Raw genomic sequence first — 25718 nt, 5'->3', positions numbered from 1 at the left:
AATGACCGCACTCCCCGAGGGTAATCCGGAGGCCGCTCTGCACGGCCAGAGCCGGGCTTTCAGACGCTACGTGCTGCTGCCTCCGACCTCCATTATATCGGCGCTGATGGTCTTCGCGTTCCTCAGTCTGGTCTACTACGCCCTGCACGAGGTCGACATCTACACTCTCGTGCCGACGAGTTATGTGGGATGGCGCAATTTCACCTTCATATTCTCCGATCCCAAGAGCCTCACCGCGCTGCTGAACACGTTCATCTGGATCGGCGTCAGCGTCGTGCTCATCACGATTTTGGGCATCGCGACCGGCCTCTTCCTGTCCCGGGACGGCGCCATAATCCGATTCACGCGTGCATTCATGCTCGTGCCCTGGGTGCTGCCGGGCGTGGTCACCGCCGCGCTCTTCAGATGGTTCTTTCAGACGCAGAACGGGATTTTCAACAGCACCCTCGCACAAATCGGCTTCCTGGCCGATCCGGTGCCTTGGCTCAGCTCGCCGGGGCTCGCCCTCTATACCGTGTGCTTCGCGATCGTCTGGAGGCTTTTCCCGATGTTTGCGCTGGTCACGGCGGCGGCGATCAAGACGGTCGATCAATCGCTCTACGATGCGGCGGCGATCGACGGCGCGTCGGCGTGGCGGCGTTTCTGGCATATCACCCTGCCGGGTATCACCCAGCAGACGCTGACCATGGTGTTGCTGGTGACGATCTGGGTCGCCAACAATCTGGTGTTCGTGCATGTGATGACCGGCGGCGGACCGATCGGGCAGAGCGAGACGATCCCGACCTACATATACCGGATGGCTTTTGATGTCGGGAATGTCGGGCTCGCTTCCGCCGCGAGCCTGCTCAATGCCGCACTGCTCGTGATTATCGGGATTGTGTATGTGCGGGCACTCCGCGCGGCCAGGAGGGAATCGTGAACACTGGCTCGTCGCGGACCGGCTATCTGCTGTCGAAGGCTTTCGAGTTGGGCGTCGCAGCGATCCTGCTGACGGTCATCCTGTTCCCGGTCATCTGGCTGGTCCTGATATCCGTCAGGTCAGTGGCGGAAGTCTACCAGTATCCGCTGACATTCTTCCCGAAAGAGCTGGTTTTCGACGCCTATCGTGAAGTCTGGCTCAGCAAGGGGTATTCGACGGATTGGCTCCGGTATTTCCTGAACACGGCGGTGATAGCCTGCTTCGCGGCCACCGGCGTTATGCTGCTGGGGCTCCTGCTGGGCTATGTGCTGTCGCGCATGCGCGGGCCGTGGGTCGGGCGTGTGCAGCTTCTGTTCATCGTGATACAGCTCTTCGAAGGGCCGGCATTGATCATACCGGTCTATCTCGCTTTGAGCTGGCTTGGGCTCTACAATTCGGCAATCGGCTACATCCTGTTGCTGATCGTCTTCTTCCTGCCCTTCGCGGCGCTACTCAGCCTGAGCTTCGCCTATTCCGTTCCCATCGAAATTGATGAAGCCGCGCGCATCGACGGATGCTCGGACTGGCAGTTCTTCCGCAAGGTGTTCATCCCGTCAGCGAAGGTCGGAATGGTGACGGTCGGACTGATGGCATTCCTGCTTGTATGGGGGGAATACCCGTTCGCGCTGACGCTGCTGCAAGGCGAGAACCGAACCGTTTCAACCGCGCTGGTTGACCTGATCAGCGGCCTGAGTGTCTACTGGAACAACCTGGCTGCGGCAGCGACCATCATCTCGCTCCCCGTGATCCTGGTTCTGGTCTTCGCGCAAAAGCATATCGTGTCCGGCCTGACAAGCGGCAGCGTCAAGTGATGGACAGCAACCTTCCAAATTGCTGCATGCCGGGAAACCACACCGCCTCGGCGCCGCGCGCCGCCATCCCCGGGGGATCTCGAACCCTGCATGCCGGCGACACAGTATTGATCTCGGGCGGTACGGCTTTTCGGGGAACCGACAAACCCGTCTACGTCGTGGATGGCGAAGCCATCGTCGAGAGAGCCGTTCTGGCCGACTTCAGGATCGACAAAAATCCCGTTTCCAACCGGCGGTTTTCGCAATTTGTTGCCGAAACGGGCTACCGGACTCATGCGGAAGAGTTCGGCTGGTCCTACGTATTCCACCTGGACGCGCCGCGAGCGTCGCCGATCCCGAACCTGACCTGGTGGCGCCGTGTCGACGGCGCAAACTGGCGCCAGCCGGAAGGGGCTGGTTCCGGCATCAAGGATCGCGCCAACCATCCGGTCGTTCACGTCTCCTGGCGCGATGCTGCGGCATTTGCGAAATGGTGCGGCGGGCGGCTGCCGACGGAAATCGAATGGGAACATGCGGCGCGTGCGGGCCAAGGCGATGTCCGCTTCACTTGGGGAGACAGGGAACCCGATGATACCGATTTCCTGCCGTGCAATATCTGGCAGGGCGAGTTTCCGGCGGTGAATATCGCAGCCGACGGTTACTTCAGAACGGCTCCCGAGGGGAGTTTCGCGCCCAATCCGGCCGGTATTCACAACATGCTGGGCAATGTATGGGAATGGACAGCCGATCCATTCAAAATACGCTCATTGAGCAGAGCGCTGCGACGGCAGGCCGAGACAAAGCGCGGCATGAAGGTTCTAAAAGGTGGCTCTTTCCTCTGCCACTTAAGCTATTGCTACCGTTACAGGATAGCAGCACGCACCGGCAATACGCCGGACAGCTCCACATCGCACCAAGGATTTCGGCTGGTTTGTGATATGAGCTGAATAATTACCTCAGATGCGTGAGGGCGCAGGTGCGGCCGGCGGTCATTCCAGATCTTCGTTTCAGAAAAGAATAAGGCACGGGCCGCCGGTTACCCTTCGGCTGTCTCCCTGATTGGCTCAAACGGTAACCCGAACGGTCCCGTCACTATCCGTGCGCTGTGTCAGCTTCCCTAACCTCAGCATGGAGTTGACGTGAGCGTGCACCTCGCTGAAGGCAAAGCCAAGCTGATGCGGATCAAGCGGCCGCGGGAACAGCACCGGCACGAGATCGGCTACCGTGTGCGCCTTCTGCCGGCAAGCGGTTTCAATCAAATTGCAGCGTTCTTGGTGATGGCCGGTCAACTGTCGGCAGCGCTCGTGAAGCCCATGGAAGGGCAGCTGATGCCCCGGCAGGACAAGCACCTCATCCGGGACATTCCTTGTGATGTTTTCGAGCGATCTGAGATAGAGGCCGAGCGGATCGCCCTCCGGATCGACCGCCCAGACGCTGACATTGGGTGTGATGCGGGCGATGACCTGGTCGGCCGCCAGAAAGGCATTTTCCGAGGGGCCGTGGAGCATAAGCTGTTCGGGCGCATGGTCGTCTCCCGAAAGCACGCGAAATTCCCGCCCGCCGATCGTCAGAATGTCGCCGGCGACGACACGTGTGAAAGTCGGCGGCAGCTTCGTGACCATCTTCAGGTATCGATGCCCGTCCGATCCGACAAGCGCCGTCGTTGCCGGGTCAAGTCCGTGCCGGGCATAAAAATCGTGGTAGGACTTCGCATCGAGCGCGCCGGGGCTTAACGAGATGTTGATGCAGCCGAGATAGGCGGTCTGGCTGGTCAGCAGCGGAATGTCAAAGCGTTCGCAGAGCCATCCGGCCGAGCCTATGTGATCCGGATGGAAATGGGTCACGATCAGGCGGGTCAGGCGCTTGCCCGCGAGCGGACCGGCTACGAGCGCTTCCCAGGCTGCACGCGTGACGTCGTCGCCTATCCCGGCATCGAGGACGGCCCACCCGCCCTGATCCTCGATCAGGTAGATGTTCACGTGATCGAGGCGGAACGGCAGCGGAATGCGCGTCCACAGGATTCCCGGCGCGACCTCGATCACGGCTCCAACCGCCGGCGGTTCGGCAAAGGGAAATACAAGGCCGCGTTCTCTGGCACTGTTCAGCAAATCATGTGCTCGCTGTTCGTGTTTCCGGGCTCGGTGGGCAATCGAAGTCGGACCGGTTATGGTTCAGGCCTGCAGCAGGTGTCGCTTGGCACTTAATTATGAGAATCATGCCTCAATGATTTCAGATGCTTACGCTGGCACTTAATTTGCGAATGGGCAGTTAATTCGATAATGCGCATTGGTTTTTGTCACTTAATGTGAGAATGAGGTTCGCGATGTTTCCTCGCGAGCCTGCCATGAACGATCCATTTCCTGACGAGATTGACGAAGCGCTTTGGGATGAAGCTTGCCGGCGGGCGGATGCGATCCGTGAATTCCTGAAGCGCAATCCTGACGGTGCGACCGCGGCAGACGTTTCCGGGCTCGCTGCCGAGATGAATGTCAGCCAGGCGACGGCCTACCGGCTGATCAAGCTGTTCCGCGCCGGCGGGACCGTTCTGTCTCTTGTCGATCGTAAGCGCGGACGGCCTGAGGGTCATCGTACGCTGGACGAGAAGCGGGAGGAGATCGTTAGCAAGACTATCAAAAGGTTCTACCTGAAGCGGACCCGACCGACGATCTCGCAGTTGGTGCGGGACGTGCAGACAAACTGCATCTCGGTTGGACTGAAGCCGCCGCATCGCCGAACGATAGTGACCCGCCTCAAGGACATCGACCTCCAGAAACGAGCCAAGCGCCGCGGCGAACAGAAGATCTTCAAGGCGACAACGGCCGTTCCCGGATCGTTTGAGGCCTCTCGTCCCCTGGCAGTGGTGCAGATCGACCATACCAAGGCCGACATCTTCGTCGTTGACGAAGAGACGCGGCAGCCGATCGGACGACCATGGCTGACGCTAGCGATGGATGTCTGCAGCCGGATGGTGACCGGCTTCTATCTCACGATGGAGGCGCCGTCCCGCCTGTCGACCAGCCTGTGCCTGCTACACTCCGTGTTCGACAAATCGGCATGGCTGCGGGAACGCGAGATAACGGAGCCTTGGCCCGTCGCCGGCCTGCCGGACACGGTGCACGTCGACAATGGCCCTGACTTCCGCAGCCGGGCCTTCAAGCGAGGATGCCAGGACGCCGGCATCGCGATCGAGTGGCGGCCACCGGGTGAGCCGCGTTTCGGCGGTCATATCGAGCGCCTGATCGGCACGCAGATGGGGAGGCTGCATCTCCTGCCCGGAACAACGTTCAGCAACGAACAGGAGTTGGGCGACTACAACTCCAAGCGCCATGCGGCCCTGACTCTGAGGGAGCTCGAGCGCTACATCGCTCTCGACATCGTCGGCGCCTACCATCAATCGATCCACGGCAGTCTGGGTCGACCGCCGATCGCGATATGGCGGGAGCACGAGGGCGAAATCCCGCTTCGGTTGCCACAAGATCGAATGCGCTTCTGGCTGGCGTTCCTGCCGGAGCAGGAGCGCACCTTGCGGCCGACCGGTATTCACCTGTTTGGCCTGCGTTATTGGTCCGCGGCGCTCAGCGCCGACGTCGGGCGTTCTGAACGGCGCTTGCTTGTCAAATACGATCCGCGTGACATGGCGCGCATCTTCGTCCGGCGGCCTTCAGGAAACTTCGTGGAAGCCCGCTATGCCGACGTGACGTTGCCTTCGATCACCCTGCACGAGGCGGTGACCGCCCGACGCAGCTTGCTGGCCAAAGGCCGCCGTGAAGTGGACACGCGCGCCATCGTCCGCACCGCCGTCGCACAGCGAGAATTGGTCGAGGTGGCAACCAATAAGACGGCGGCTGCGCGACGCGGGAAGGCTTCTTCGAAATCGAAGGTGGATGATCGGGGATTGGGCTCGCTCCGCGGCGTCGACTCCAGCAAACCTGTACCCTTTGTTGAGGATACAGATTGAGCTGGAGTGAACATGAGCGATGAAATCTCCCACCTGACCACCGGCGCCGCCGCGCTGCTTGCCGAAACCGACGAGCGGCGCATTCGCGCGATACGATCGCGCCGCTGGGTGCTTTACCCTCGCGCCAAACAGGCGCTCGACCGGCTGAGCGCGCTCCTCGACCATCCGCGAGGCACGCGCATGCCCTCGGTCGCGATCTATGGCGACAGCGGCATGGGGAAGACTATGATCATGAAGCGGTTCCGGGACGAACACCCGCCGAGCTTCAATCCGGCGACGGGCACCCTGAAGACGCCGGTCCTTGCTATGGAAATGACCAGCCGCCCCGGTGAACGGCGCTTCTACGCCGAGCTGCTCACCCTTCTCGGCGCGCCGCAGCGGCCGCGCGCCGACATCGCCCAGATGGAACAGGCTGCGCTGCGTATCATGGAGGCCATCGGCGTGCAGGTGCTGGTCATCGACGAGGTGCACAACATTCTCGCTGGATCCTATCGCGAGCAGCGCATTGTTCTGAACACTCTTCGCTTCCTCAGCAATCGTCTGCAGATCTCGCTGGTCTGCTTCGGCGTCAACGATGCGCGCGAGGCGATCAGCGGCGACGTTCAGCTTGCGCGGCGATTCGACCAACTCACACTGAGCAGATGGGCTGCGAACGAGCAGTTCGAGACGTTGGTGGTGTCGATCCTGCGCAACACACCGCTGCGTCGGCCCTCGGTGCTCACGCCGAAATCCTTACGCCGGATCCTACAGATCACCGAGGGGATCACCGCCAACATCTTCCACATGATCAATAGCCTCGCCATCGAGGCCGTCGAAAGCGGCCGCGAGCACATCACCGACGCAGCGATCGAGAACTGGGAGCCGGAATTCGATGCCGAGGCGGCATTCGCATGACGGAGAACACGCCGCCCCGGCAGTTGCCGGTGTGGTTGCCGCCCTATACCGACGAGTTGTTGTCGTCCTGGATTAGCCGGCACGCTGCCTTTTACGTGGTTCCACCCCTCGTCATGCTTCGGCACTTCCTACCGGAGGTTTCCTCATTGCGATCAGCCGATCTCCATCTGAGCAGTGATCAGGAAATCCGCCTCGCCAGCATGTTCGCCATCGAACCGGCCGTCTTGCGTCGAATGACCTTCATCGATGTGCCGAAGTCGTCGCATCGGCTCCTCGCCGCGAGACCAGCGCAGTTCTGCACGAGCTGCAGCCCTGGTGGCCCGGGACCGTCGCCGGTCCTGCGAAGCCAACTGCTGGGATGGCGCATCACATGTCCGCTGTGCGGTGACCTGCTTCGAGCTGAAAACCGGCGCGAACTCCTCCCCTTCCCGCAATATCGCGTTGCGGCACTGCGCGGCGAAAAGCTGCTCGACGATGAAGCCGAACGTGGCATCCGAACGTGGACATCGCCAGCCGAAATCGCCCGGCTTCTCCTGATGCGGCGAGTGATCTGGCCCCTTCCGCGCGAGCATGAGCTTTGGCGCTACAGGGTGCTCGGTGCAATCGTTCCCGATCTCGACCATGTCGTTGCCGCAGAACAGGTGAACCTGCCGACCCCTGCAAAGCCCATCCTGCCGCTTCACTTGCGGCCGGCTCTGCTTGCAGGCGTTGCCATCGTCGAGCGTGCCGGTCCGGAAATGCTCCGGATGCTGCGTGGTCACATGATGGGTGACAACAAGGTCCGATTCACCGACGCCGCCGAGAACATGATCGCTCGGGCCGGCAAGTTGCGAGCTTCTGGGCAAATGCAGTTAATTTGAGAATCTGGCTGCGAGGATTCTCACGATTAGGTGCCCAATCCGGACAAAACCGCCGCATTCTTGCGTTTAAGTGCCAAGCGACAGGAAGACATCCACCTTCATCGCCGCCTTGCGCCACGACCGGGTCGAGGCACCATGGCTCATCGACGGGCCGATCAACGGTGAGCGGTTCCTCATCTATGTCGAGGAGGTGCTCGTGCCGACATTGAAGCCCGGCGATATCGTCGTCATGGACATGTGTGGACGCCCCCGTTGGTGCAAGAAGAATCTTTTCGAAGAGCGCGGAGCGTGGTCAGGTGCTGACATGTGTCCGGCCTCTGATGCGGCGTTCTACATGCCGCGGGCCCGTATGGGAGTTCGCGGAGCGGGTCCAATTCAATCTCGCGTGCTCAAGGCACGTATCCATGATCTGGTTTTCCCGATCCCGTCTCGTTGACCGTTGCGCCATACTCTCCGTTCGACCTTCTCACACCATGGCAGCCCGCTCGAGGAGCGGTATAGAGCGGACTATCCTGCTATGGCCGGCGTTCGATAGGTTCCGCCTCTGGCCATCAATGCCCACACGATGCGCGCCGTCTTGTTGGCCAAGGCGACGATGACCAGCATGGGTGGCTTGCGCTCAAGCATCCGCGAAAGCCACGGATCCCCGGTCGATCCCTTCCGCATGGCCCAGCGCACGGCGGCGCTGGCCCCAATGATCAGCAGCCGTCGCAGGGTTCGCTCGCCCATTCGAGTCGTCTCGCCGAGCTTCTGCTTGCCGCCCGAAGAACGTTGCAGCGGCGTTAGTCCGAGCCATGCCGCGAAGTCTCGGCCTCTCTCGAAGGTCTGAGCGGACGGGGCCAACGCGGCAAGCGCCGTCGCGGTGACCGGTCCTATACCGGGAATGGTCATCAAGCGCCTGGCTTCCGTATCCTCTCTGGCGCGCCGAGCGACCTCTCGGTCTAGTTCGGCCACTCTCGTATCCAGCGCCCGTAACTGCTCAACGAGTAGAGACAGGATCGGGCGGGCGGCTTCGGGGATGGCGGAACCCTTATCCTCAATCGTCGCGATGAGCTTGGCCACGTGGAAGAGGCCTTGCGCAGCCACAAGTCCAAATTCCGCAAGATGGCCGCGTATTGCATTGATCGTCTGGGTCCGCTGGCGAACCACAAGATCGCGGATGCGGAACACCATTGCCGCAGCCTGCTGCTCTTCGCTCTTCACCGCCACGAACCGCATGGTCGGCCGTTGCGCAGCTTCACAGATTGCTTCGGCGTCAGCCGCATCGTTCTTCTGACGCTTCACAAATGGCTTGACGTATCCCGGAGCGATCAGCCGGACTTCGTGCCCGAGCTTCGCGATCTCCCGCGCCCAGTAATGGCTGCCGGCGCACGCTTCCATGGCAACCGTGCAGGCCGGCTGATCGACAAGAAAGCGAAGTACCTGATCGCGGCGAAGCTTCTTCCGGAACAGCACAGCTCCCGACCCATCTGCGCCGTGCGCCTGGAACACGTTCTTCGCCAGGTCCAATCCGATTGTGTTAACTTCCAACATGGACGCCTCCGTTCAAGTGATGATCAACGACACCACTTTGGCACAGCGATGCCGTGAGGGGGCGTCCACCCCATCAATCTCGGCTCTCACAAGGGCAAAGCCGTCCGGAAAGCCATCCGCGCCGCCGGTGCGAAACTCATCTTCCTGCCCAAGTACTCGCCCGACCTCAACCCAATCAAGCAGCTCTTCGCCAAGCTCAAACACCACCTGCGCAACACCGCTGAACGAACCCGTGAGGCCGTCTGCAATGCCATAGGCCAAATCCTCAGCTCAGTATCAGCCCAGGAATGCAGAAACTACTTCACCAATGCAGGATACGAACAAACCTAAACTCATCCCGCTCTAAGCTGCAAGGTCGCCGCTGCGGCACGATGTGGACCGGCAAAGCGCCACCGTGACGCGGCTGGTTGCGAGGTCGTGTCGCCGATCTCCAACTGCGCGCATGCGCCACCGTAACCTCTACGAGTACCGATTCGGCGATCTGTGGATCGGCGTGGAATCCCGGCGCCGATCCGCAGGCATAGTTACACTGCGGTGCCGGTTCACGCCCCCACTGTCCGGCTACGGATTTTCACTCGACCAAGGATCGCCGGGCTGGCGCACCTTGTCGGGCGTCGTCCAGGGATTGAATGCATAACTCGGCGCCCGGGGCATCTCGACAGCCGGCAGAGTCTCAGCGTCCGCGACAAAATCCTCCGGCACAATGCCGTTCAGGAACAGAACGTAGGCCGTCAGGCTGTAGAGCTCGTCCGGCTGCAGCGACTGCGGCTGGTGGAACGGCATAGCGCGGTAGATATAGTCGTACACTGAGGTCGCGCAGCACCAAAAGTTTCTGAGGCGAGGCTTAATCAGCGAGTGCGCCCGCGTCTCCGCGCCGGTCGGGCCATGACAGAAGAGGCACTGGGCCTCGTAAAGTTTCTGTCCGGCCATCACTGCGCCGCTCCCTGCAGGCAGGCCCTCGCCATCGGGCGCAACATCAATGTCCCAAGCCGTAATCTCCTCACTCGTTGCAGCGCGACCGATCTCTTGTCCAGAGGCTCCGACTGCGGTCGCGACCATCAATGTCGCGGCGGCGAAAATCAAACTGGCAAGTCTGTGTCCGATCCGTTTAACCCGCAGCATGTGTGATTCTCCCGTTCGGGTGAATGTGCCAAGTCTGGATCGCGTTATAGGCAATGCCTTGCGGTGAATGCTTGGCGATCCACTCGTGGGTCGGCTGGCGGTAGCCGGTCTCGTCCACAGCGCGGCTCTTGAGCTTGGTCTCGCTGCCGTCCCAGCTCCAGGGCAGGGTGAACATCGTCGCCATTTGCGGCAGCACGGGGTCGTGCAGCCGCGCCATCTGCCAGGTCTCCCCGCCGTCGGTGCTGACCTCAACGTACGCGATCCTGCCGTTGCCCGAATACGCCATGCCACGGATTTCGCGCGGCCCGGTCTGCGTCAGCTGCATGCCGCCCGACGGGGTGATGATGTGTGACCGGGCACCATACTGAACCGAATACTGGTAATAGGGGCCGTCCGGAACCGGGTCGGAGTAGCGAATGTCCTCGCGGGTTTGAAAGTAGTGGTCAGCGAATTTGATGCGTCGCACCCACTTGATGTTGATGTTGCCTTCCATTCCCGGAATCATGAAGCGAACTGGATAGCCGTTCTCCGGGCGTACGGGTTCGCCGTTCTGGCTGTAAAAGAGGTACGCTCGGCTCCACAGCGTGTCGATGTCGACGCTGCGGTTCATTCCTGCCGCGTCATAAGATTCGACCATTCCCCAGGTAGCGTCAGGGTCGACGTTGACCAATTCCATGAGCGTGCGTACCGGAACGCCGATCCATTCGCACGCGCTGGAGAGCCTGAGGGTCTCCAGGATCGTCGTGTCCGGGTCCACCTCGCCGGCACTCATCCTGTGCCCGCCATTACCCTGGCACTCCCAGAAGACGAACCGGCGCTCGGCGCCGAGACGCTTGAGATCATCGAGTGTGAACATCATCGGCCGCTCGACCATTCCGTGGATCAGAAGCTGGTACTTGCCCGGGTCGATCAAGGGGATGCCGGCGTGGTGCCTTTCGAAGCATAGATCCGACGGGGTGATCATGCCGCCGGCGCCGCCCATGCGCCAATCCGTGTAGGAGCTTTCCATGTAGATGTTGCGAGGCGGCATTGGGATCGTCCGCCGCAGATCGACGAACGGGGATCGACTGCCGACCTCGCTCGGATGAGCTCCCGTCTGCGCCCAAGGGCGGTCGGTATCATTGTTGACATATTCCTCGCGCGACGGCTGCCAGAGCGGGTCCTCCGGGGGATATTTCTCCTGAGCCCGCAGTTCGGCCCGGCTTGCCGCCCAGCCGATTACGGCCGCGCTCCCGGCCAGAACGGACCTGCGGGTGAGCGGCATTTCCTTTCCATCCGACGCGCGGATAAACCTCTCAGAACTCTGGCCCCGGGGCAAACGCCCTCTTTCCTCGCTACCGCCCATCGTCAAGCCTCCTCCTGTAGTGAAGCTGACCTGCCGGCGCGGCCATGCGCGCCAAGTATCCTCTTTTATTTTGATCCCGCCGAGGCCCAATGTAAAGGTGATGTCCGGATTCAAGACATATCAGATGGTTGCGGGGGACAGCTTGGCGACGGCTTCGGCGCAGGGCAGCACGGTCTGCGTGTTCATCCTGCGCTTGAAGCCCTCGTGCAGCCGCTCAATCGCGATTTTGGACGATCTGGTTTTTCCGCGCACACCTCACGCAAGCCCGGGCGGTGGAGAACCTGTTCGCCCGCTTCGACAAGCACCTTACCAAGTCCGGCTACCTCGCCATGGGCGGGCAGATCGTCGATGCCACAATCGTGGCGGGGCCGAAGCAGCGCAGCACGGACGGCGGCAAGGCCAGATCAAGGCGGGCAAGGTTCCGGACACATGGAAGGAGAAGCCGGCGAAGCTGCGCCAGAAGGACCGCGACATGCGCTGGACGGTGAAGTTCTCCAAGGCCAAGGCCGACGAGAAGGGAAAGGCCAGGCAGTGCGATACTGCCGCCCCGTCCTTCGGTACAAAACCACGCCTCGATCGATCACCGGCACGGCTTCATTCGTGGCTGGACCGTGTGTGCTCCGGTGGGAACCGTGCTAAGCGTCAGGTCGCCTGTCTCGTCGAGGGCGACACCGGATGGGAAGACGGTATGAAATGGCGCCTGAAGGGCGTCGAAACGCCGGAGTACGCCAAACATGCGGAATGCGCGCGGAAGCAGTCATCGTGAAGCAGGGGACCGAACGGATGCGCAAGCTATGTCGGGCGGCTACGAGATCGCATGGGAAAGCGAGGGCGGCTCACTCGGGCGCGACCTCGGCCGCGTCAGGCTTGCGAACGGCCCGCTATACCAGTGACCTCCTCGTCCAGGAAGGGGGTAGCGGTCGGATGGCCGCATCCGCCGGGGGTGTGGTGCGAGTAGATCGACTTTGCGGAATGACTAGTGGCGAAGCGCCAACCAACGAGATCGAGGCCGAGCGCCTACCCCATGCGTGACCTCGCTTGTGAACGGTCCGGTACGGCTTCTGAACTCCACAGGCGCTTTCTGGATTCGGTGCAGATGACGGAGCTCGCCAAGGCGATGTGCGAAACGAATAGGATCGCCGAACATCGGAGAGAGGCGCTTGACATCCGCAATAATATCGACGGCAGGACGGATAGACGCAAAAAAGTGCCGGCCGGGGCACAGATCTCGGCCGGCGGATTGGAAGCTGAAGGCCTGCCTCCTACCCTTCGATCACGCGGTAGACACCCCGGCTTCCGCCTCGCTCGCTTCGCGATGCGCGATCTTCTTGCTCGAGATGTAGGTGTAGAACATCGGCACCACGAAGAGCGTGAACATCGTGCCGATCAGGATGCCCGAGAAGATGACCAGGCCCATCGAGTAGCGCGCCGCCGCGCCCGCACCGGAGGCGAGGATGAGCGGCACCACGCCAAGCGACATGGCGGCGGTGGTCATGAGAATGGGACGCAGGCGCACCTTGGCGGAGGCGACGATCGCCTCGCGCCGGGAAAGGCCGCGATGCTCGCGCTGCTGGTTGGCGAACTCCACAAGCAGGATGCCGTGCTTCGTGATCAGTCCCACAAGGGTGATCAGCCCCACCTGAGTGTAGATGTTGAGCGTCCCGAGCCCCAGATTGAGCGGCACGATGGCCCCGAAGATCGACAGCGGCACCGACATCATGATGATCAGCGGATCGCGGAAACTCTCGAACTGGGCGGCGAGCACCAGATAAATCACGATCACGGCCAGGACGAAGGCGATCAGGATCGTGTTGCCCTGCTCCTTCTCCAGCCGCGATTGTCCCGAATAATCAACGAAGAATCCCTCCGGCAGCGTCTCGCGAGCGATGTCCTCGATGACCTGCAGGCCCGTTCCGGTGGTGACCCCCCGGCAATGGAAGCGCCGAGATCGTCGCCGAATTGAGCTGGTTGAACTGCTCGATGGCCGCAGGCGAAGCATTGGTGGAGATGGAGACCACGGCTGAAAGCGGCACCATCTCGCCCGTCGCGCTGCGCACGAAATAATCGCCCAGCTCTTCCGGATTGGCGCGGAAACGCTCCGGAACCTGGGTGATGATGTCGTAGCTGTTGGAGTCGCGGTCGAACTGCGACACGGCGCCGCCACCGACCAGCACGCCCAGCGTGGTGCCGATCTGGCTGGCCGGAATGTTCAGCGCCGCGGCGCGCTCCCGGTCGACGGCGACGGTGACCTGCGGTGCGTCGAAGGCCATCGAGTTCTGCACGACGATGAACCGGCCGCTTTCCTGCGCCTTGCTCTTGATTTCCTCGGCCACCTCGTAGACCTGGCTCGGATCGCCGGTCGACTGGATCACCATCGAGATCGGCAGGCCACCACCCGCGCCCGGCAGCGAGGGCGGGGCGAAGACGAGAGCCTGCACGCCAGCCACCTTCGTGAGACGCTGCTGGATGTCCTGCTGGATCTCGCTCTGCGAGCGTTCCCGGTCGGCCCAGTCCTTGAAGGCCCACAACGCAATGCCGCTGTTGGTGGCGCCGCCGAACCCGACGATGGAGAAATCCGCCCGCAGCTCCGGAATGTCCTTCGTCAGGTCGCGCATCTGCGTCGTGTAGAGGTTCGTGTACTCCGACGTTGCGTAGCGCGGCGCCGTCACCAGCGAAAACAGCGCGCCCACGTCCTCCTCGGGTGCGAGTTCGCTGGACGTCTTGAAGAACAGGAAACCGGTCAGGCTGACGAGGGCGACGACGATCATCAGCGTCACGGGCCGGTATTTGAGCGACCCCGCGACCAGTCGTTCATAGAAGTTCTCCAGCCGCGTGAAGGTCGCATCAACAAATCTCTGGAAGCGGCTGTGCATGCCGGCCTTCAGAATGCGCGCGCTCATCATAGGCGTGATGGTGAGCGCCACGATCCCTGAAATAATGACTGCCCCGGCCAGCGTGAAGGCGAACTCGCGGAAGAGCGAGCCTGTCAGGCCGCCGATAAAGGCCAGAGGCGCGAAGACGGCGGCCAGCGTGATGGTCATCGCCACCACCGCGCCGGAGATCTCCCGCATGCCCGTGAACGCCGCCTCGAAGGGCGCCATGCCCTCTTCCATGTGGCGATGGATGTTTTCCACTACGACGATCGCATCGTCCACCACCAGGCCGATGGCGAGCACCATGGCCAGCAGCGAAAGCAAGTTGATGGAGAAGCCGACGACAAACAGCAGGAAGCAAACGCCGATCAGCGACAGCGGGATGGTGATGATCGGCATCAGTACGGAACGGAACGAGCCGAGGAACAAGAAGATAATCAGCACGACGATGGCGATCGCCTCCGCGATGGTCTTGAACACCTCCTCGATCGATGCGCTGATCGATTCGGTGGCGTCGTAGACCACCTCCATGGTCATGCCGTCGGGCAGCGTCTGCTGGATGGCCGGAAGCTCCGCGATCATGTCAACGGCGGAGGAAAAGTCGGCCATTGGGCGGCGCAAAAGTCGGCCATTTAGCGCCGCACGCGGGGAACGTCGGGAGGGCGTAGCCCGACCAGAGTTTCCCGCGTGCGGCGTCGGCGATTTTACCGGTGAGTGTTGGCGGTCTTTCGTGCCCGGCTTTGCGCCAGGCGGTAGCTTTCGCCGTTCATCTCGAGAATGTTGACGTGGTGGGTGATGCGGTCCAGCAGGGCGCCGGTCAGACGCTCTGATCCCAGCGTTTCCGTCCATTCATCGAAGGGAAGGTTGCTGGTGATCAGGGTGGCTCCGCGTTCGTAACGTTGCGAGATCAGCTCAAACAGCAACTCCGCACCGGTCTTGGAGAGCGGCACGAAGCCCAGCTCATCGATGATCAGCAGCTGACAGGAGGCCATCTGCTTCTGGAAGCGGAGCAGACGCCGCTCGTCCCGGGCCTCCATCATCTCGCTGACCAACGCCGCGGCCGTGATGAAGCCGACAGAGAGCCCCTTCTGGCAGGCGGCCAGGCCAAGTCCAAGCGCGACATGGGTCTTGCCCGTGCCGCTGGGGCCGAGCGCGATGACGTTCTCGCGCCGTTCGATCCATTCGCAACGGGCGAGCTCAAGGACCTGTATCTTGTTCAACTTCGGGATGGCGGCGAAGTCGAAGCTGTCGAGACTTTTGACGACCGGGAATCTTGCCGCCTTGATGCGGCGCTCGACCTTGCGGCGATCCCTCTCGATCATCTCCCTTTCGGCAAGGCGAGCGAGGTATCCGGTGTGATCCACGCCCTCACTGGCGCATTGCCGGGCCAGTTTCTGATACTCGCGCTGGAAGGTCGGCAGCTTGAGGGTTTTGAGAGTGTGGGAAAGCAGGATCTCGGGTGCTTCGGCGCTCATGCCGCCTCTCCCGCATTGCTCGACAGGAGGCGCATGTAGGCCTTCGCCGAAGTCTTCTCGACATTCGCCCTCGGCAGGTAGGGATAGATGGACAGGTCCAGTCGCGGTGGCCGGCGCTCCACCCGGCACAGGATGAGATGCTTGACCGCGTCGAAGCCGATCGCCCCGATCTGAAGGGCCTGCTTCACCGCCGCATGCAAATCGGCGAGCTCGAAGCTTTCCAGCAGGCGCAACACCTGCACATACTCGCGCCGGCCGTGCTTTGCCATGCGCGCCTCCATCAGGCGGCGCAGCGTGGCGAACTCCCCGGGCAGGTTCCAGCCTTGGAGAGGGGCTGCCTGATCCAGCGCATTGACCTTCTGCTCGATCAGCGGCAGGTAATGCAGCGGGTCGAAGATGACGTCTTCCCGATCCCAGCTACGGGGATGGCGGGCAATGATCTCGCCGCGGCAGCCGATCACAACCTCGTCGACATAGCCCCGGACCCATACATCCTGATGCCCGAAGGCGACCGGGACCGAATAGTCGTTGGTCTTGTAGCGCACCAGCGACTGGGCCGTCACCTTAGCGCTGGCCTGGTCGCAGGCATCGAAGGGCGAAGCCGGCAACGGGCGCATGGCTGCTAGATCCCGCTGCAGCCGCTCACCGATCGTCTCGCTCTCGCCGCGCAGCCTGTCGCGCTGGCGTTTGCGGCATTGCTCTTCCAGCCAGGTGTTGAACGCCTCCCATGTCGCGAACTGCGGGATTGGCACCATGAAGTTGCGACGGGCATAGCCGACCAGGCCTTCGACACTTCCCTTGTCTGGCATGATCGCGCCGACGCTTCGACATCCCTGCCGCACTTCGGTGGCAGGCGCTATGGTGAGACCATTCGGGATGTGGGGCGTCGGGAGCACGCGAGTGCGGGCAGGCCGAGCGAAAGACATGGGCTGCGAGCCCGAACCTTTATATGGCCGCCCCTGCGGCTGACCCGAATGCGCCGCGAGCGCGGATCCGTAATTGCCGTGTAGCCCGCCAGCTCCCGAGGAGGAAAGAACAACGAAGGAGCTGGCATGCGCATCATAGGTTTGGATATCCACCGAGTCTTTGCCGAAGCCGTGGCGCTTGAAGACGGGGAGTTCACCCGCCTCGGCCGGATCGGCATGACGCGGGATCATCTTGAAGACTTTGCCAGGACACTTCTCCCGACTGACCATGTCGTGGTGGAAGCAACCGGCAATGCGACGGCTGTTACGGCGATCCTCGCTCCGCATGTGGGAAGGGTGGCCGTGGCGAATCCGCTCCAGGTGCACCTGATCGCCAAGGCGAAGATCAAGACCGACGCCATCGACGCGCGCGTCCTGGCGCACCTCTATGCCGCAGGCTTCCTGCCCGAGGTCTGGATCCCCGATGCCGCGACCTTGGCTCGGCGGCGCCAAGTGACGCGGCGGACGCAACTTGTCCGGCAGCGGGTCCGCCTGAAGTCAATCGTTCAGTCGATTCTGCACGCGAATCTGGTCCCACCTTGCCCGTTCGCCGACATCTTCGGCGGCAAGGGGCGGACTTGGCTGCGAGCCCAGTATTTGCCGGATGACGAAAGGGAGGCGGTTGAACGACAAGTGGAGGAATACGATCGTCTGTCCGAAGCGCTCAAGGGGGTGGAGCGCGACATCGCGCGAGCCGCCCTGTCCGATCCGAACGTGACGAGATTGATGACCATTCCCGGCATCGACATGGTTGTCGCCGTCGGACTGATGGCGGCGATCGGCAAGATCGACCGTTTCGACAGCCCCGACAAGCTGGTCGCCTATATCGGTCTCAATCCAAGCGTCCATCAATCCGGCGATGGGCCAGCCTATCACGGTCGGATCGCCAAGCGCGGTCGTGCAAATGCACGACATCTGTTGGTCGAGGCAGCCTGGCAAACGGTTCGAAGCCCAGGGCCGTTGCGCGCCTTCTACGAGCGCGTTCGAGCCAGGCGGGGCAATCATGTCGCGGCCGTCGCCGTTGCCCGCAAGCTGGCAGTGATCATCTGGCATCTGCTGACCAAGCGTGAGGATTACAGCTGGACGGCTCGATTTACCGCGATTTTGGATGCCAAGGACGCACAAGCGGGCGCGGCTGGCAGAATCTGACTGCATGGCAGAGCTTTTCGCCGCTTGTATGGGCTGATTGCTGATCGATTCCAGCGTTGCGACGGCGGTGTTCGCCGTTCTCGCGGTCATGCAGGCGCACTGCGCCTCTCATGCCAGACATAGCGTGTGAGATTATAAGCGAGATTGGCCATGCCGATTTTCGTCCTCGCGCGGGCGATGCCGATCGTGCGGATGAACAGGTCCATCCTGGATTTCTGGTGCGCGAAGACGTGCTCGACAAAGGCGCGGGTCTTTGAGCGCCGGCCATTGGCCCGCGACGTCGCCTCGCTCATCGGCCGATCCTTCGGCTTCTTCTGGTGAATGTCGGAGACGTAGCCGTTTCGCTCCAGCCACGCCTCGTTCTTCTTCGAGCGATAGGCCGTGTCCGCCCAGACCGTCGAGCCGGTGTTGCCGCGGATGAAGCCATGCCGGCGATCGATTGACGCGTGGTTCTTATAGCCGAAAGCGGGAACGGCGATGTCGCGCTGTTGTGCCTTTTCATCCTCGGCCACTTTTGCCTTCGAGAACTTGACCGTCCAACGCGCGTCCCGGTCCTTCTGCCGCAGCTTCGCAGGTTTGTCGTTCCACGCATCCGGAACCTTGCCGGCCTTTATATCGGCCTTCTCAGCGTCGGTGTTTCGCTGCTTCGGCGCCGCTACAATCGTGGCATCGACGATCTGCCCGCCCATGGCGAGATAGCCCGCCTTGGCGAGGTGCTTGTCGAAACGGGCGAACAACTTCTCCACCGCCCGAGCCTGCGTGAGATGCTCGCGGAAAAGCCAGATCGTCTTCGCATCCGGCACCCTGTCACCGAGTCCCAGGCCGAGAAAGCGCATGAAGGAAAGCCGGTCCTGGATCTGGAATTCGGCCTGATCATCGGAGAGGCCATAGAGCGCCTGCAAAACCATGACTTTGAACATGAGCTCCGGATCGTAGGGCGGCCTACCGCCTTTGGCGCCGTTCGAGCGCTTCAGCGCCTTGGCCAGCGGCTTTCGAAATACCTCCCACGGCACCACTGCGTTCAGCTTTTCCAGAGGATCGCCCGCCTCGCTCAGCCGAACATAACGCTCGTCGATATCAAAGAACCCGGCCTGTCCCCGCATCTCCCGCCTCCGCGCAAATCAACAGGGCGATTGAATCAAAATCCGGTCCCGAAGGCGAGGTATTTAGAGCCGTCCACCTGCTGGGGTGGCGCATTACGTGCCCTTTGTGTGGAAACCACCTCCGGGATGCCGGCGGGCGCGAACTCCCCTCCCCTTTCCGGCAATATCGCGGTGCGGCTCTTCGTGGCGAAAAGCTGCTCGACGATGAAGCCGAACGTGGTATCGGAACCTGGACATCGCCAGCCGACATTGCCCGACTTCTGCTTATGCGACGCATTCCAAGACCTATACCCCGCGAGCACGACCTTTGGCGCTTCCGGCTGCTCGGCGCAATCATCCCCGATCTCGACCATGTCGTTGCCGAGCAACAGGAAAATCTGCCCACACCGGCAAAGCCGATCCTGCCGCTTCATATGCGGCCGGCCCTGCTGGCAGGGGTGGCGATCGCGAGCGCGCCGGACCGGAGATGCTCAGAATGCTGCGTGCTCACATGATGGGTGACAACAGGGTCCGATTCACTGACGCCGCCGAGGACATGATAGCCCGAGCTCGCAGATCGAGAGCATCTTCTCAAATGCAGTTAATTTGAGAATCCGCCCGCCGAGATTCTCACAATTAAATGCCAAACCTGAACCTAACCGGCGCATTCTTATAATTAAGTGCCAAGCGACAGATAGACCCTGTGTGCGGCAATGAAGAGGATGTGGGTGGCATATCCGGGCTCGGCAGATTCAGCAAACCAAGCCTACCCAGCTTTCGGTCCGCCGGCTACTAACGCCCCACACAATTTGGTACTCCCGCCGATCGGCCCCATGACCCAATTCCGACCATAGCTCCTGTAGCAGGCGAAGATTCAGTGTCAGGATCTGGGTATGAAGACCAACCGCCCGTCGTCATCGAAACTTGCCTGTAGTACCAACTCGGTTCGCAATTCGCAACCGGCCTCCTGAAGAACCGTGGAAACTAGCCGCGGTCCTTCTTCCAGTTCGACCATGGCAACCACGTAAGGGGCCGGATGGGCCGGTGAATAGCTGATGCGATACTCCGTGAACGTATGCAGGCGCGCTCGCCCGCTCGCCTCGATCCATTCGAGGGCCGAAGCCGGATGCCGCTGGCAGAGCCTTTGCGTGTACGGCAGAATCTCGTGACAGTCCCGGCACCTCGCCAGGTGTAGTTCACGTTTCCCCTGGAAGGTCTGAAACGTCTCGACAAAGGAGGAATGGCGGCGACCGACTTTCATAGCACCTCGTGCGGGCTGGCCAGCATCGCCGCGTGATAGTCCAGTCGCCCCCCGGTCCCCGTAACGAGGATCAGGTTGTTGCGAGACGATTGAGCGTCGCCTCCCTGTCCGCGCGCCTGGATCACTGCCTCGGATACCGGTGTCATGCCTTGCAGATAAAAACCCGAAAGATGTCCGCCGCCTGTGTTCATCGGCAGACTGCCGCCGGGGGAGGTATGTCCCTCGGCAATGAAATGCGTCGCCGCTCCCGGTTCGCACAGCCCGTATTCTTCCAGAGCGATAACACCGACATAGGAAAACGCGTCATAGACCTGCACCATCTCGATCCGTTCCGGGCCGATGCCGGAGGCCCGCCAGAGATTGCGCGCCGCAAGTCCGCCGGACTGCAGTTCGGGCTCGCGACCGGCAAGGTTTCCGCCGCCGGTATGACCCTGGGCAAATGCGTGAAGATAGACGGGCGTCGTACGAAGTTCCTTCGCCCGTTCGCATGAGGTGATGATGACGGCGATCGCCCCGTTTACCGGATAGGCACAATCCAGCACCCGGAACGGTTTGGCCACGAACTTCGATTCGATATAGTCTGACATCTCGATGGCATCGCGAAGCATGGCCCGAGGGGTGAGCTGGGCCCATCTTCGGCATGCGATCGCATAGTGTCCCAACGCGTGGTCCGCCAAGTTGTAGTGTTGAACATAGCGTTGAGCCGCCATAGCATAGGGTCCGGCGGCGCCATACATGCCGTAGCCGTCCTCCCAGTGGTCTAGGCCCGACAAGGGCATGACTCGGTTGTAGGACGTGCTTCCTTTCTCCTTGCCGGGGCGGAGGGGGACGTCCGCAAAGACGCAAGCCACAATGCTCGCCATCCCATAACGGATATGCAGGCTTGCATGCTGGATCGAGGCCACTACAGAGGCTCCTTCGACCTGCAGATTACCCAACAGGTTCAATTCGGTCAGCCCGAGATCCTCGCGCAACCTAAGCGGTACCGTGTTGAGCGGCGCGGAGGGGCTGGACGTCAGCATCAACCCATCGATATCAGCTAGATCCAGTTCGCAGTCCTGTGCGGCGGCGACCACGGCGTCGATGGCCAAGTCTCGGGGTGTCCCGATATCCGTCCTCGCCATTTCGCTGTAACCCAGTCCGGCAATGGCCGCAAACGGGCTAGGGCGAAAGCCCGTCATGACTCCACAGTTCTGCCCTGCCACCACGGCAGGGCGCTAGTCTGTTCGCGCACAAACTGGCGAATTGCCCGTTTGTCCACTTTCTCCGTGGACGTGCGGGGAAAGCTGTCGAGTCGCAGTACGTGCTTGGGCAGTTCCATCCGGCTGAGATGAATCTCGCCGAACGCCCTCAGGTCTTCCACGCTCGGCAGGGGCCGGCCGTTATGCGGTGCGACGACGGCAACCACAGCCTCTCCCCAATCTGGATGAGGAGCGCCCACTACGCAGATCTCGGCCACGTCGGGGTGCTGCTCGAGGACGGATTCCACGCTCGACGGATAGACGTTGACGGCGCCGGTGATGATCATGAAATTCTTGCGGTCGATAAGATACAGATATCCTGCCTCGTCGAAACGACCGATATCGTGGGTTCTCAGCCAGCCGTCGACAAGAACCTGCTTCGTCAGTTCGGGCAGGTTGCGATAGCCCAGCATCGTCGTTTCGCCGCGAACCCAAACTTCACCTATTTCACCGTTGGGCACTGGTTCAGTATCGCCATCGCGGATCGAGATTTCATACATCCCGCCCGGACGCCCGACGGATCGGAGCAAGTCCGGATTGTTTGCCAGAGCGTAGTCATGATCCTTCGGCGTCAGGTGGCTCAGCCAGCCGCCTTCGGTCAGCCCGTAGGTCTGCAGGAAACGGACATTAAGCGCATCCATGGCGCGTTTCAGAAGACTGACCGTGATCGGTGCCGAGCCATAGGCCAGGAGACGCAGCGATGACAACACCTCCTCGCGACCCTCGCAAGCGTCCAGAACCCGGCGGATCATTGTCGGGACCATGAGGGCGGCTGTGACCTTATAGCGGCTAACCTCGTCGATGAAACTGTCAACTTTGAAGGATCCGTCCATCATGACGGTGGTCATGCCGTTGACTAGCCCGATCATGCCGAGGACACAGGCCATCCACGACGAAGCAATCGCCGGATACCAGACATCGTCAGTCGTCAGGCCTCGCGAGACGGCTCCCTGATAAATCATCAGAGCGACACTTCGGTGACTGTGGATGACGCCCTTGGGGGCTCCCGAACTGCCGGATGTGTAGCTGATCACCAGGGGCTCCTCGGGAAGCAGATCCTGCGGCTCCAGCGGCACCGATCCGGCAATCAGCCGGTCATAATCCTCTTCAAGTCCGTGGCCTTCACCATAGCCGATCAGCGTGCAGTCGTCGAGAAGCCCGCCAATCTCCAGCGCGTCCCGCAGAACGTCGACAAAACCCGCCTGAACAAGCACGACCTTTGCATCGCAATCCTCCAGAATATGGGCGATTTCCGCAGCGGCGTACCGCCAGTTGATCGACACTCGTACAAACCCGGCCTTCATGCAGGCGAAGTAGTGTTCGAAAACCTCCACTGAATCCTTCCCGAGGATGACGACGCTGTCACCTTTGGTGATACCGTGGGAGAACAAACCCGCGGCGAGACGACCGGAGCGGTCGTTCATCTCGGCCCAGGTGCGGGACAACGAACCGCAGTGATATGCCGTCTTGCCAGCGTAGTTCCGACTGATCCGGGCCAGCATTGTAGCGGGGAGTATCATTTCTTCTCCAGCTCTTAGATCAGGAAGGCGAGCGTCGGCAGGGGATCGCTGGCATTGGTCAGTTCCACCCGCTTGTAGAACATACCAAAAGAATCACCACGGCGCCGCAGCCTGTACTCGTAACGGCCGGCCCAGATCGTCATTTCCCGCGTTGCCTGGATGCGATACTCGAACAGCGCAAAATTGCATTCGACGCTGAATTCGTTCTCGCTCAATGCCTTGAACTCGAAATTCGACAACTGACGGCGCATGGGCGAGGCCGGCTGCTGAGCCAACCGCAAGCCAGTTTTCAATTGCGCAATTCTGTTCTTCAGACGGGTCCGGTTGTCGGCAATGACCGACACTGTCGTTTCGGGATTCGGAGCTTCGGTGTCACCGGCCGGGACCCAATAGAACATGTCTGATTCCAATAAGTCGTCCCATTCATCGTAACGGGCTTCATCAGCGTATCTCGCCTCAAGACTGAGAAAGTCCACCAGACTTTGCCGATCGACCGAACTCACTTCCGTCAGGCTGTTACCTTCATTCCTGTTCATGCCTGCATCACCTCACGATAGTGTGACCAGAAACCCCGGTTGGTGGTTTCATCGCTGATATGTCCCCAAATGGTCCCATCCTCGCGCTTTTCCTCGCGCTTGCGCCCGCGGCTGAGGTCCATCCAGCCGCCGCGCCCGCCGGCAGCGACCTGCTGACGCTCGGATATTATCGCGTCATCAGCCAAGAGGAAGGATGCCGGTCCCATCGCCGCCTGAGACTGGCGCAGGATGCGGGCGTTCAGTTTGTCGGAAACGCCGTCCAGCAACATCGGGGTATGCCACAGCACGCATTCGTCAACGCTGACCGGCTGAAAGATGGCGATATTCATTTCGCCTAGGAAAAGATTGGGAAACACCGTCGAATGCGGCGGTCCGTCGACGAGTTTTCTCATGGCTTCTTCCTCGCCATACGCCTCCTTCATGGATTCCACGTAGTCGGGAACCTTTTCCTTCGTGGTGCCCAGCCATTGAAGCGGTTCTTCGTATGAAGGCGCATGTTCGAGCGCGACATGCCCGTTACCCCAGTCAACGGTCTTGGACTTGCGTTCGTCCTCGCTCTCGGAAAGCATCTTGTATTGAGAATCCGGGGCAAAAACCCGCAGGAACGAAGCGTGGGTGAATGGTGCGTGATATCCGTCGGTGGAGTTTTCCGGAAGCATCTTCCAGTTGCAGCGGAAACGCTGCTTCAGCCACCCTGCCGAGAGCTTAATCTTGCCGGTCGGCGAAAGCGAAACGGACCGGTCGATCAGATCCTTGGCCTTGCCGAGATGGTCGTCCAAGGGGCCGGCATCGGGGTTGAAGGTAATGAACACGAAACCGCGATGTTCGGCCTGCATCGCCGGTTTCTGCAACCCCAGACAGGAAGAATCCTTGTGCGAACCGCCGGGAAGCGGCACACCGACGAGATCCCCCTCATGGCTGAAGGTCCAGCCGTGATACTCACACGAGAAGCTGCGGCTCGATCCGCTGTGCTGATGGCACAGCATGTTGCCGCGATGCGCGCACCTGTTGGAAACCACACTGATGTTTCCCTCGCGCGTGCGCACCATGATCACCGGCTCGCGGCCGATCATGCGCGTGATATAGTTGTTCGGTTTCGGAACCTCCGATTCATGTCCGACGAACACCCAGCCGTCGTAGAACAATTTCTTCATCTCGGCATCGAACAGTTCCCGATCGGTATAAATTGTCGAGTGAACAGAATCGTCGCCGAAGCGGTTGCGGATATTCTTCCTTGCACCGTCCATAGCTCTTGTTCCTTTGCTGTCTAGTGTTACAGGTCATTCCTGATGACCTTGTGAATGCGGATCGTCACGCCTGTCCATTTCGGTAAAAATCCGTGACCAACTGATTGAATCGGGCTTCCTTGTCACGATGACTCCAGTGGCCGCATTGGCCGAAAATGTGCAGCTCCGAGCCCGGAATGAGCGACGAGATGTGCAAGCTCGTCTCTTTGGGAACCACCCTATCCTCGCGTCCGTGGACCAGAAGCACGTCGTTTTCGATGCCGGCGATCTGCTCGTCCGGCGTGACCAGGACATTCATCTTCTCTTCGCGCGACCCGGGAAAGAGCTTCTCGAAAATCTTGTCATACCCAGGCCGATGGAAAGTGTCGAAGCGCAAATTGATCATATCATCAGTAATCAAGGAGGGGTTCAGCGTGAAATTTTTCAGAAGAACCTTTAGGTCTTCCTTTCGGCCCCGATAGCCGAAACCGGCATTGAAATCCGGCGGCACCTCGAATTTCGTGCCTGCTGACCCCATCAAGACCACCCGGTCGATGCGTTCGCGATGTCTTACCGTGACCGCCAGTGCCAAAGCCCCGCCGAAGGAATTCCCCAGGAGGTGCACCTTTTCGAGTTGTTTCGCATCCATGAACGAGATGACGTGACGCACCCAGTAGTCCAGATTAAATTCCGCATCGTCGGGACCATCCGTAAACCCGAAGCCCACAACGTCGATCGCGAGTGCATGGAAATGCCGCCCAAGCGCGGGAAGCGTGCGTTCCCAGTTCGCATAGGCCGACACGCCTATTCCGGACCCGTGAAGCAGCAGCACCGGAGTGCCTTGGCCCGCCTCGTGATAGTTCGTCGATATTCCGTCAGCGTGAATGCGCTTTCCGATGGCCGGATTGTCCCCGTTTGTCATTGTTCTC

General features: G+C 61.0%; 20 protein-coding genes and 5 pseudogenes. 10 read left to right on the top strand and 15 right to left on the bottom strand.

Features of this window, described 5'->3' with window-relative positions; genetic code table 11:
- Position 1 precedes the first annotated feature (1 nt).
- From PVE73_RS26430 to PVE73_RS26420, 3 genes are read left to right on the top strand one after another with little or no spacing between them, the layout of a single operon-like run.
- A complete protein-coding gene (locus tag PVE73_RS26430; RefSeq protein WP_139789259.1) occupies positions 2-919 on the top strand; it encodes a sugar ABC transporter permease in 918 nt (305 codons plus the stop codon).
- Complete coding sequence (locus PVE73_RS26425; protein ID WP_277367760.1) at positions 916-1770, top strand: carbohydrate ABC transporter permease; 855 nt, start codon at positions 916-918, stop codon at positions 1768-1770. Before PVE73_RS26430 ends, PVE73_RS26425 begins: the two co-directional genes overlap by 4 nt.
- On the top strand, positions 1770-2696 hold the full coding sequence (locus tag PVE73_RS26420) for a formylglycine-generating enzyme family protein (RefSeq protein WP_139789260.1): 927 nt from the start codon (positions 1770-1772) through the stop codon (positions 2694-2696). The genes PVE73_RS26425 and PVE73_RS26420 overlap by 1 nt, the downstream gene beginning before the upstream one ends.
- Positions 2697-2813: 117 nt before the next feature.
- Here PVE73_RS26420 and PVE73_RS26415 read toward each other — a convergent pair whose 3' ends face one another.
- Positions 2814-3791, bottom strand: a complete 978-nt coding sequence (locus tag PVE73_RS26415; protein ID WP_277367759.1) for an MBL fold metallo-hydrolase — start codon at positions 3789-3791, stop codon at positions 2814-2816.
- 302 nt (positions 3792-4093) lie between these two features.
- Here PVE73_RS26415 and PVE73_RS26410 point away from each other — a divergent pair, with 302 nt between their 5' ends.
- The 4 genes and pseudogenes from PVE73_RS26410 to PVE73_RS26395 all read left to right on the top strand — a co-directional run.
- The gene (locus tag PVE73_RS26410; RefSeq protein WP_277367625.1) at positions 4094-5707 is read left to right on the top strand and encodes a Mu transposase C-terminal domain-containing protein; all 1614 of its coding nucleotides are present in this window, start codon (positions 4094-4096) and stop codon (positions 5705-5707) included.
- A gap of 12 nt (positions 5708-5719) precedes the next feature.
- Complete coding sequence (locus tag PVE73_RS26405; protein WP_277367624.1) at positions 5720-6601, top strand: TniB family NTP-binding protein; 882 nt, start codon at positions 5720-5722, stop codon at positions 6599-6601.
- Positions 6598-7461, top strand: coding sequence for a TniQ family protein (locus PVE73_RS26400; protein ID WP_277367623.1), 864 nt, complete (start codon positions 6598-6600; stop codon positions 7459-7461). The genes PVE73_RS26405 and PVE73_RS26400 overlap by 4 nt, the downstream gene beginning before the upstream one ends.
- 88 nt (positions 7462-7549) lie before the next feature.
- Positions 7550-7696: pseudogene (locus PVE73_RS26395) on the top strand (IS630 family transposase); the annotation flags it as partial.
- A gap of 272 nt (positions 7697-7968) precedes the next feature.
- Here the strand turns inward: PVE73_RS26395 and PVE73_RS26390 are convergent.
- Complete coding sequence (locus tag PVE73_RS26390; protein WP_277364553.1) at positions 7969-8994, bottom strand: IS110 family transposase; 1026 nt, start codon at positions 8992-8994, stop codon at positions 7969-7971.
- A 75-nt stretch (positions 8995-9069) separates the two neighbouring features.
- Here PVE73_RS26390 and PVE73_RS26385 point away from each other — a divergent pair.
- Positions 9070-9324 (top strand): annotated as a pseudogene (locus tag PVE73_RS26385) (transposase); the annotation flags it as partial.
- Positions 9325-9555: 231 nt separating this feature from the next.
- Here PVE73_RS26385 and PVE73_RS26380 read toward each other — a convergent pair.
- Both PVE73_RS26380 and PVE73_RS26375 read right to left on the bottom strand, forming a co-directional pair.
- Positions 9556-10116 (bottom strand): cytochrome c, encoded by a 561-nt coding sequence (locus PVE73_RS26380; protein WP_277367758.1) that lies wholly within the window; start codon positions 10114-10116, stop codon positions 9556-9558.
- Positions 10103-11380 (bottom strand): molybdopterin-dependent oxidoreductase, encoded by a 1278-nt coding sequence (locus PVE73_RS26375; protein ID WP_277367757.1) that lies wholly within the window; start codon positions 11378-11380, stop codon positions 10103-10105. Before PVE73_RS26375 ends, PVE73_RS26380 begins: the two co-directional genes overlap by 14 nt.
- Between PVE73_RS26375 and PVE73_RS26370 the strand changes: the two genes are divergently transcribed.
- Positions 11370-12227, top strand: coding sequence for a hypothetical protein (locus tag PVE73_RS26370; protein ID WP_277367756.1), 858 nt, complete (start codon positions 11370-11372; stop codon positions 12225-12227). The two genes, PVE73_RS26375 and PVE73_RS26370, sit on opposite strands and share 11 nt — an antisense overlap.
- Before the next feature lie 507 nt (positions 12228-12734).
- Here PVE73_RS26370 and PVE73_RS26365 read toward each other — a convergent pair.
- The 3 genes and pseudogenes from PVE73_RS26365 to PVE73_RS26355 all read right to left on the bottom strand — a co-directional run.
- A pseudogene (locus tag PVE73_RS26365) lies at positions 12735-14946 on the bottom strand (efflux RND transporter permease subunit); the annotation flags it as partial.
- 92 nt (positions 14947-15038) lie between these two features.
- Positions 15039-15809: an IS21-like element helper ATPase IstB gene (istB, locus tag PVE73_RS26360; RefSeq protein WP_277367755.1), complete on the bottom strand. Its 771-nt coding sequence runs from the start codon at positions 15807-15809 to the stop codon at positions 15039-15041.
- Positions 15806-16612 (bottom strand): annotated as a pseudogene (locus PVE73_RS26355) (IS21 family transposase); the annotation flags it as partial. The gene istB and the pseudogene PVE73_RS26355, both read right to left, overlap by 4 nt.
- A gap of 249 nt (positions 16613-16861) precedes the next feature.
- Here PVE73_RS26355 and PVE73_RS26350 point away from each other — a divergent pair.
- Positions 16862-17857 (top strand): annotated as a pseudogene (locus tag PVE73_RS26350) (IS110 family transposase); the annotation flags it as partial.
- A 152-nt stretch (positions 17858-18009) separates the two neighbouring features.
- On the opposite strand, the gene PVE73_RS26345 reads toward PVE73_RS26350, so the two are convergent.
- The 8 genes from PVE73_RS26345 to PVE73_RS26310 all read right to left on the bottom strand — a co-directional run bounded on the left by PVE73_RS26345 (position 18010) and on the right by PVE73_RS26310 (position 25711).
- Complete coding sequence (locus PVE73_RS26345; RefSeq protein WP_277367754.1) at positions 18010-19026, bottom strand: IS5 family transposase; 1017 nt, start codon at positions 19024-19026, stop codon at positions 18010-18012.
- 35 nt (positions 19027-19061) lie between these two features.
- Positions 19062-19394 (bottom strand): hypothetical protein, encoded by a 333-nt coding sequence (locus PVE73_RS26340; protein WP_277367753.1) that lies wholly within the window; start codon positions 19392-19394, stop codon positions 19062-19064.
- 491 nt (positions 19395-19885) lie between these two features.
- A complete protein-coding gene (locus PVE73_RS26335; protein ID WP_277367752.1) occupies positions 19886-20266 on the bottom strand; it encodes an OB-fold domain-containing protein in 381 nt (126 codons plus the stop codon).
- Positions 20263-21357, bottom strand: coding sequence for a thiolase family protein (locus PVE73_RS26330; protein WP_277367751.1), 1095 nt, complete (start codon positions 21355-21357; stop codon positions 20263-20265). Before PVE73_RS26330 ends, PVE73_RS26335 begins: the two co-directional genes overlap by 4 nt.
- Before the next feature lie 86 nt (positions 21358-21443).
- Positions 21444-23027, bottom strand: coding sequence for an AMP-binding protein (locus PVE73_RS26325; protein WP_277367750.1), 1584 nt, complete (start codon positions 23025-23027; stop codon positions 21444-21446).
- A 14-nt stretch (positions 23028-23041) separates the two neighbouring features.
- Positions 23042-23563, bottom strand: a complete 522-nt coding sequence (locus tag PVE73_RS26320) for an aromatic-ring-hydroxylating dioxygenase subunit beta (RefSeq protein WP_277367749.1) — start codon at positions 23561-23563, stop codon at positions 23042-23044.
- Positions 23560-24810 (bottom strand): aromatic ring-hydroxylating dioxygenase subunit alpha, encoded by a 1251-nt coding sequence (locus PVE73_RS26315; RefSeq protein ID WP_277367748.1) that lies wholly within the window; start codon positions 24808-24810, stop codon positions 23560-23562. Before PVE73_RS26315 ends, PVE73_RS26320 begins: the two co-directional genes overlap by 4 nt.
- Positions 24811-24874: 64 nt before the next feature.
- Positions 24875-25711, bottom strand: coding sequence for an alpha/beta fold hydrolase (locus PVE73_RS26310; protein WP_277367747.1), 837 nt, complete (start codon positions 25709-25711; stop codon positions 24875-24877).
- Between the last annotated feature and the right edge of the window lie 7 nt (positions 25712-25718).

Origin of the sequence: Chelativorans sp. AA-79 (genome assembly GCF_029457495.1) — a bacterium.
Lineage (GTDB): Bacteria > Pseudomonadota > Alphaproteobacteria > Rhizobiales > Rhizobiaceae > Chelativorans.
The sequence above is the reverse complement of the archived record's forward strand: the minus strand, read 5'-3'. Positions and strand labels throughout refer to the sequence as shown.

Coding starts and splice junctions, on each gene's coding strand:
- PVE73_RS26430 (WP_139789259.1), top strand. CDS start 2: ATGACCGCACTCCCCGAGGGTAATCCGGAGGCCGCTCTGCACGGCCAG.
- PVE73_RS26420 (WP_139789260.1), top strand. CDS start 1,770: ATGGACAGCAACCTTCCAAATTGCTGCATGCCGGGAAACCACACCGCC.
- PVE73_RS26410 (WP_277367625.1), top strand. CDS start 4,094: ATGAACGATCCATTTCCTGACGAGATTGACGAAGCGCTTTGGGATGAA.
- PVE73_RS26405 (WP_277367624.1), top strand. CDS start 5,720: ATGAGCGATGAAATCTCCCACCTGACCACCGGCGCCGCCGCGCTGCTT.
- PVE73_RS26400 (WP_277367623.1), top strand. CDS start 6,598: ATGACGGAGAACACGCCGCCCCGGCAGTTGCCGGTGTGGTTGCCGCCC.
- PVE73_RS26390 (WP_277364553.1), bottom strand. CDS start 8,994: ATGTTGGAAGTTAACACAATCGGATTGGACCTGGCGAAGAACGTGTTC.
- PVE73_RS26380 (WP_277367758.1), bottom strand. CDS start 10,116: ATGCTGCGGGTTAAACGGATCGGACACAGACTTGCCAGTTTGATTTTC.
- PVE73_RS26375 (WP_277367757.1), bottom strand. CDS start 11,380: ATGCCGCTCACCCGCAGGTCCGTTCTGGCCGGGAGCGCGGCCGTAATC.
- istB (WP_277367755.1), bottom strand. CDS start 15,809: ATGAGCGCCGAAGCACCCGAGATCCTGCTTTCCCACACTCTCAAAACC.
- PVE73_RS26345 (WP_277367754.1), bottom strand. CDS start 19,026: ATGCGGGGACAGGCCGGGTTCTTTGATATCGACGAGCGTTATGTTCGG.
- PVE73_RS26335 (WP_277367752.1), bottom strand. CDS start 20,266: ATGAAAGTCGGTCGCCGCCATTCCTCCTTTGTCGAGACGTTTCAGACC.
- PVE73_RS26325 (WP_277367750.1), bottom strand. CDS start 23,027: ATGATACTCCCCGCTACAATGCTGGCCCGGATCAGTCGGAACTACGCT.
- PVE73_RS26320 (WP_277367749.1), bottom strand. CDS start 23,563: ATGAACAGGAATGAAGGTAACAGCCTGACGGAAGTGAGTTCGGTCGAT.
- PVE73_RS26315 (WP_277367748.1), bottom strand. CDS start 24,810: ATGGACGGTGCAAGGAAGAATATCCGCAACCGCTTCGGCGACGATTCT.
- PVE73_RS26310 (WP_277367747.1), bottom strand. CDS start 25,711: ATGACAAACGGGGACAATCCGGCCATCGGAAAGCGCATTCACGCTGAC.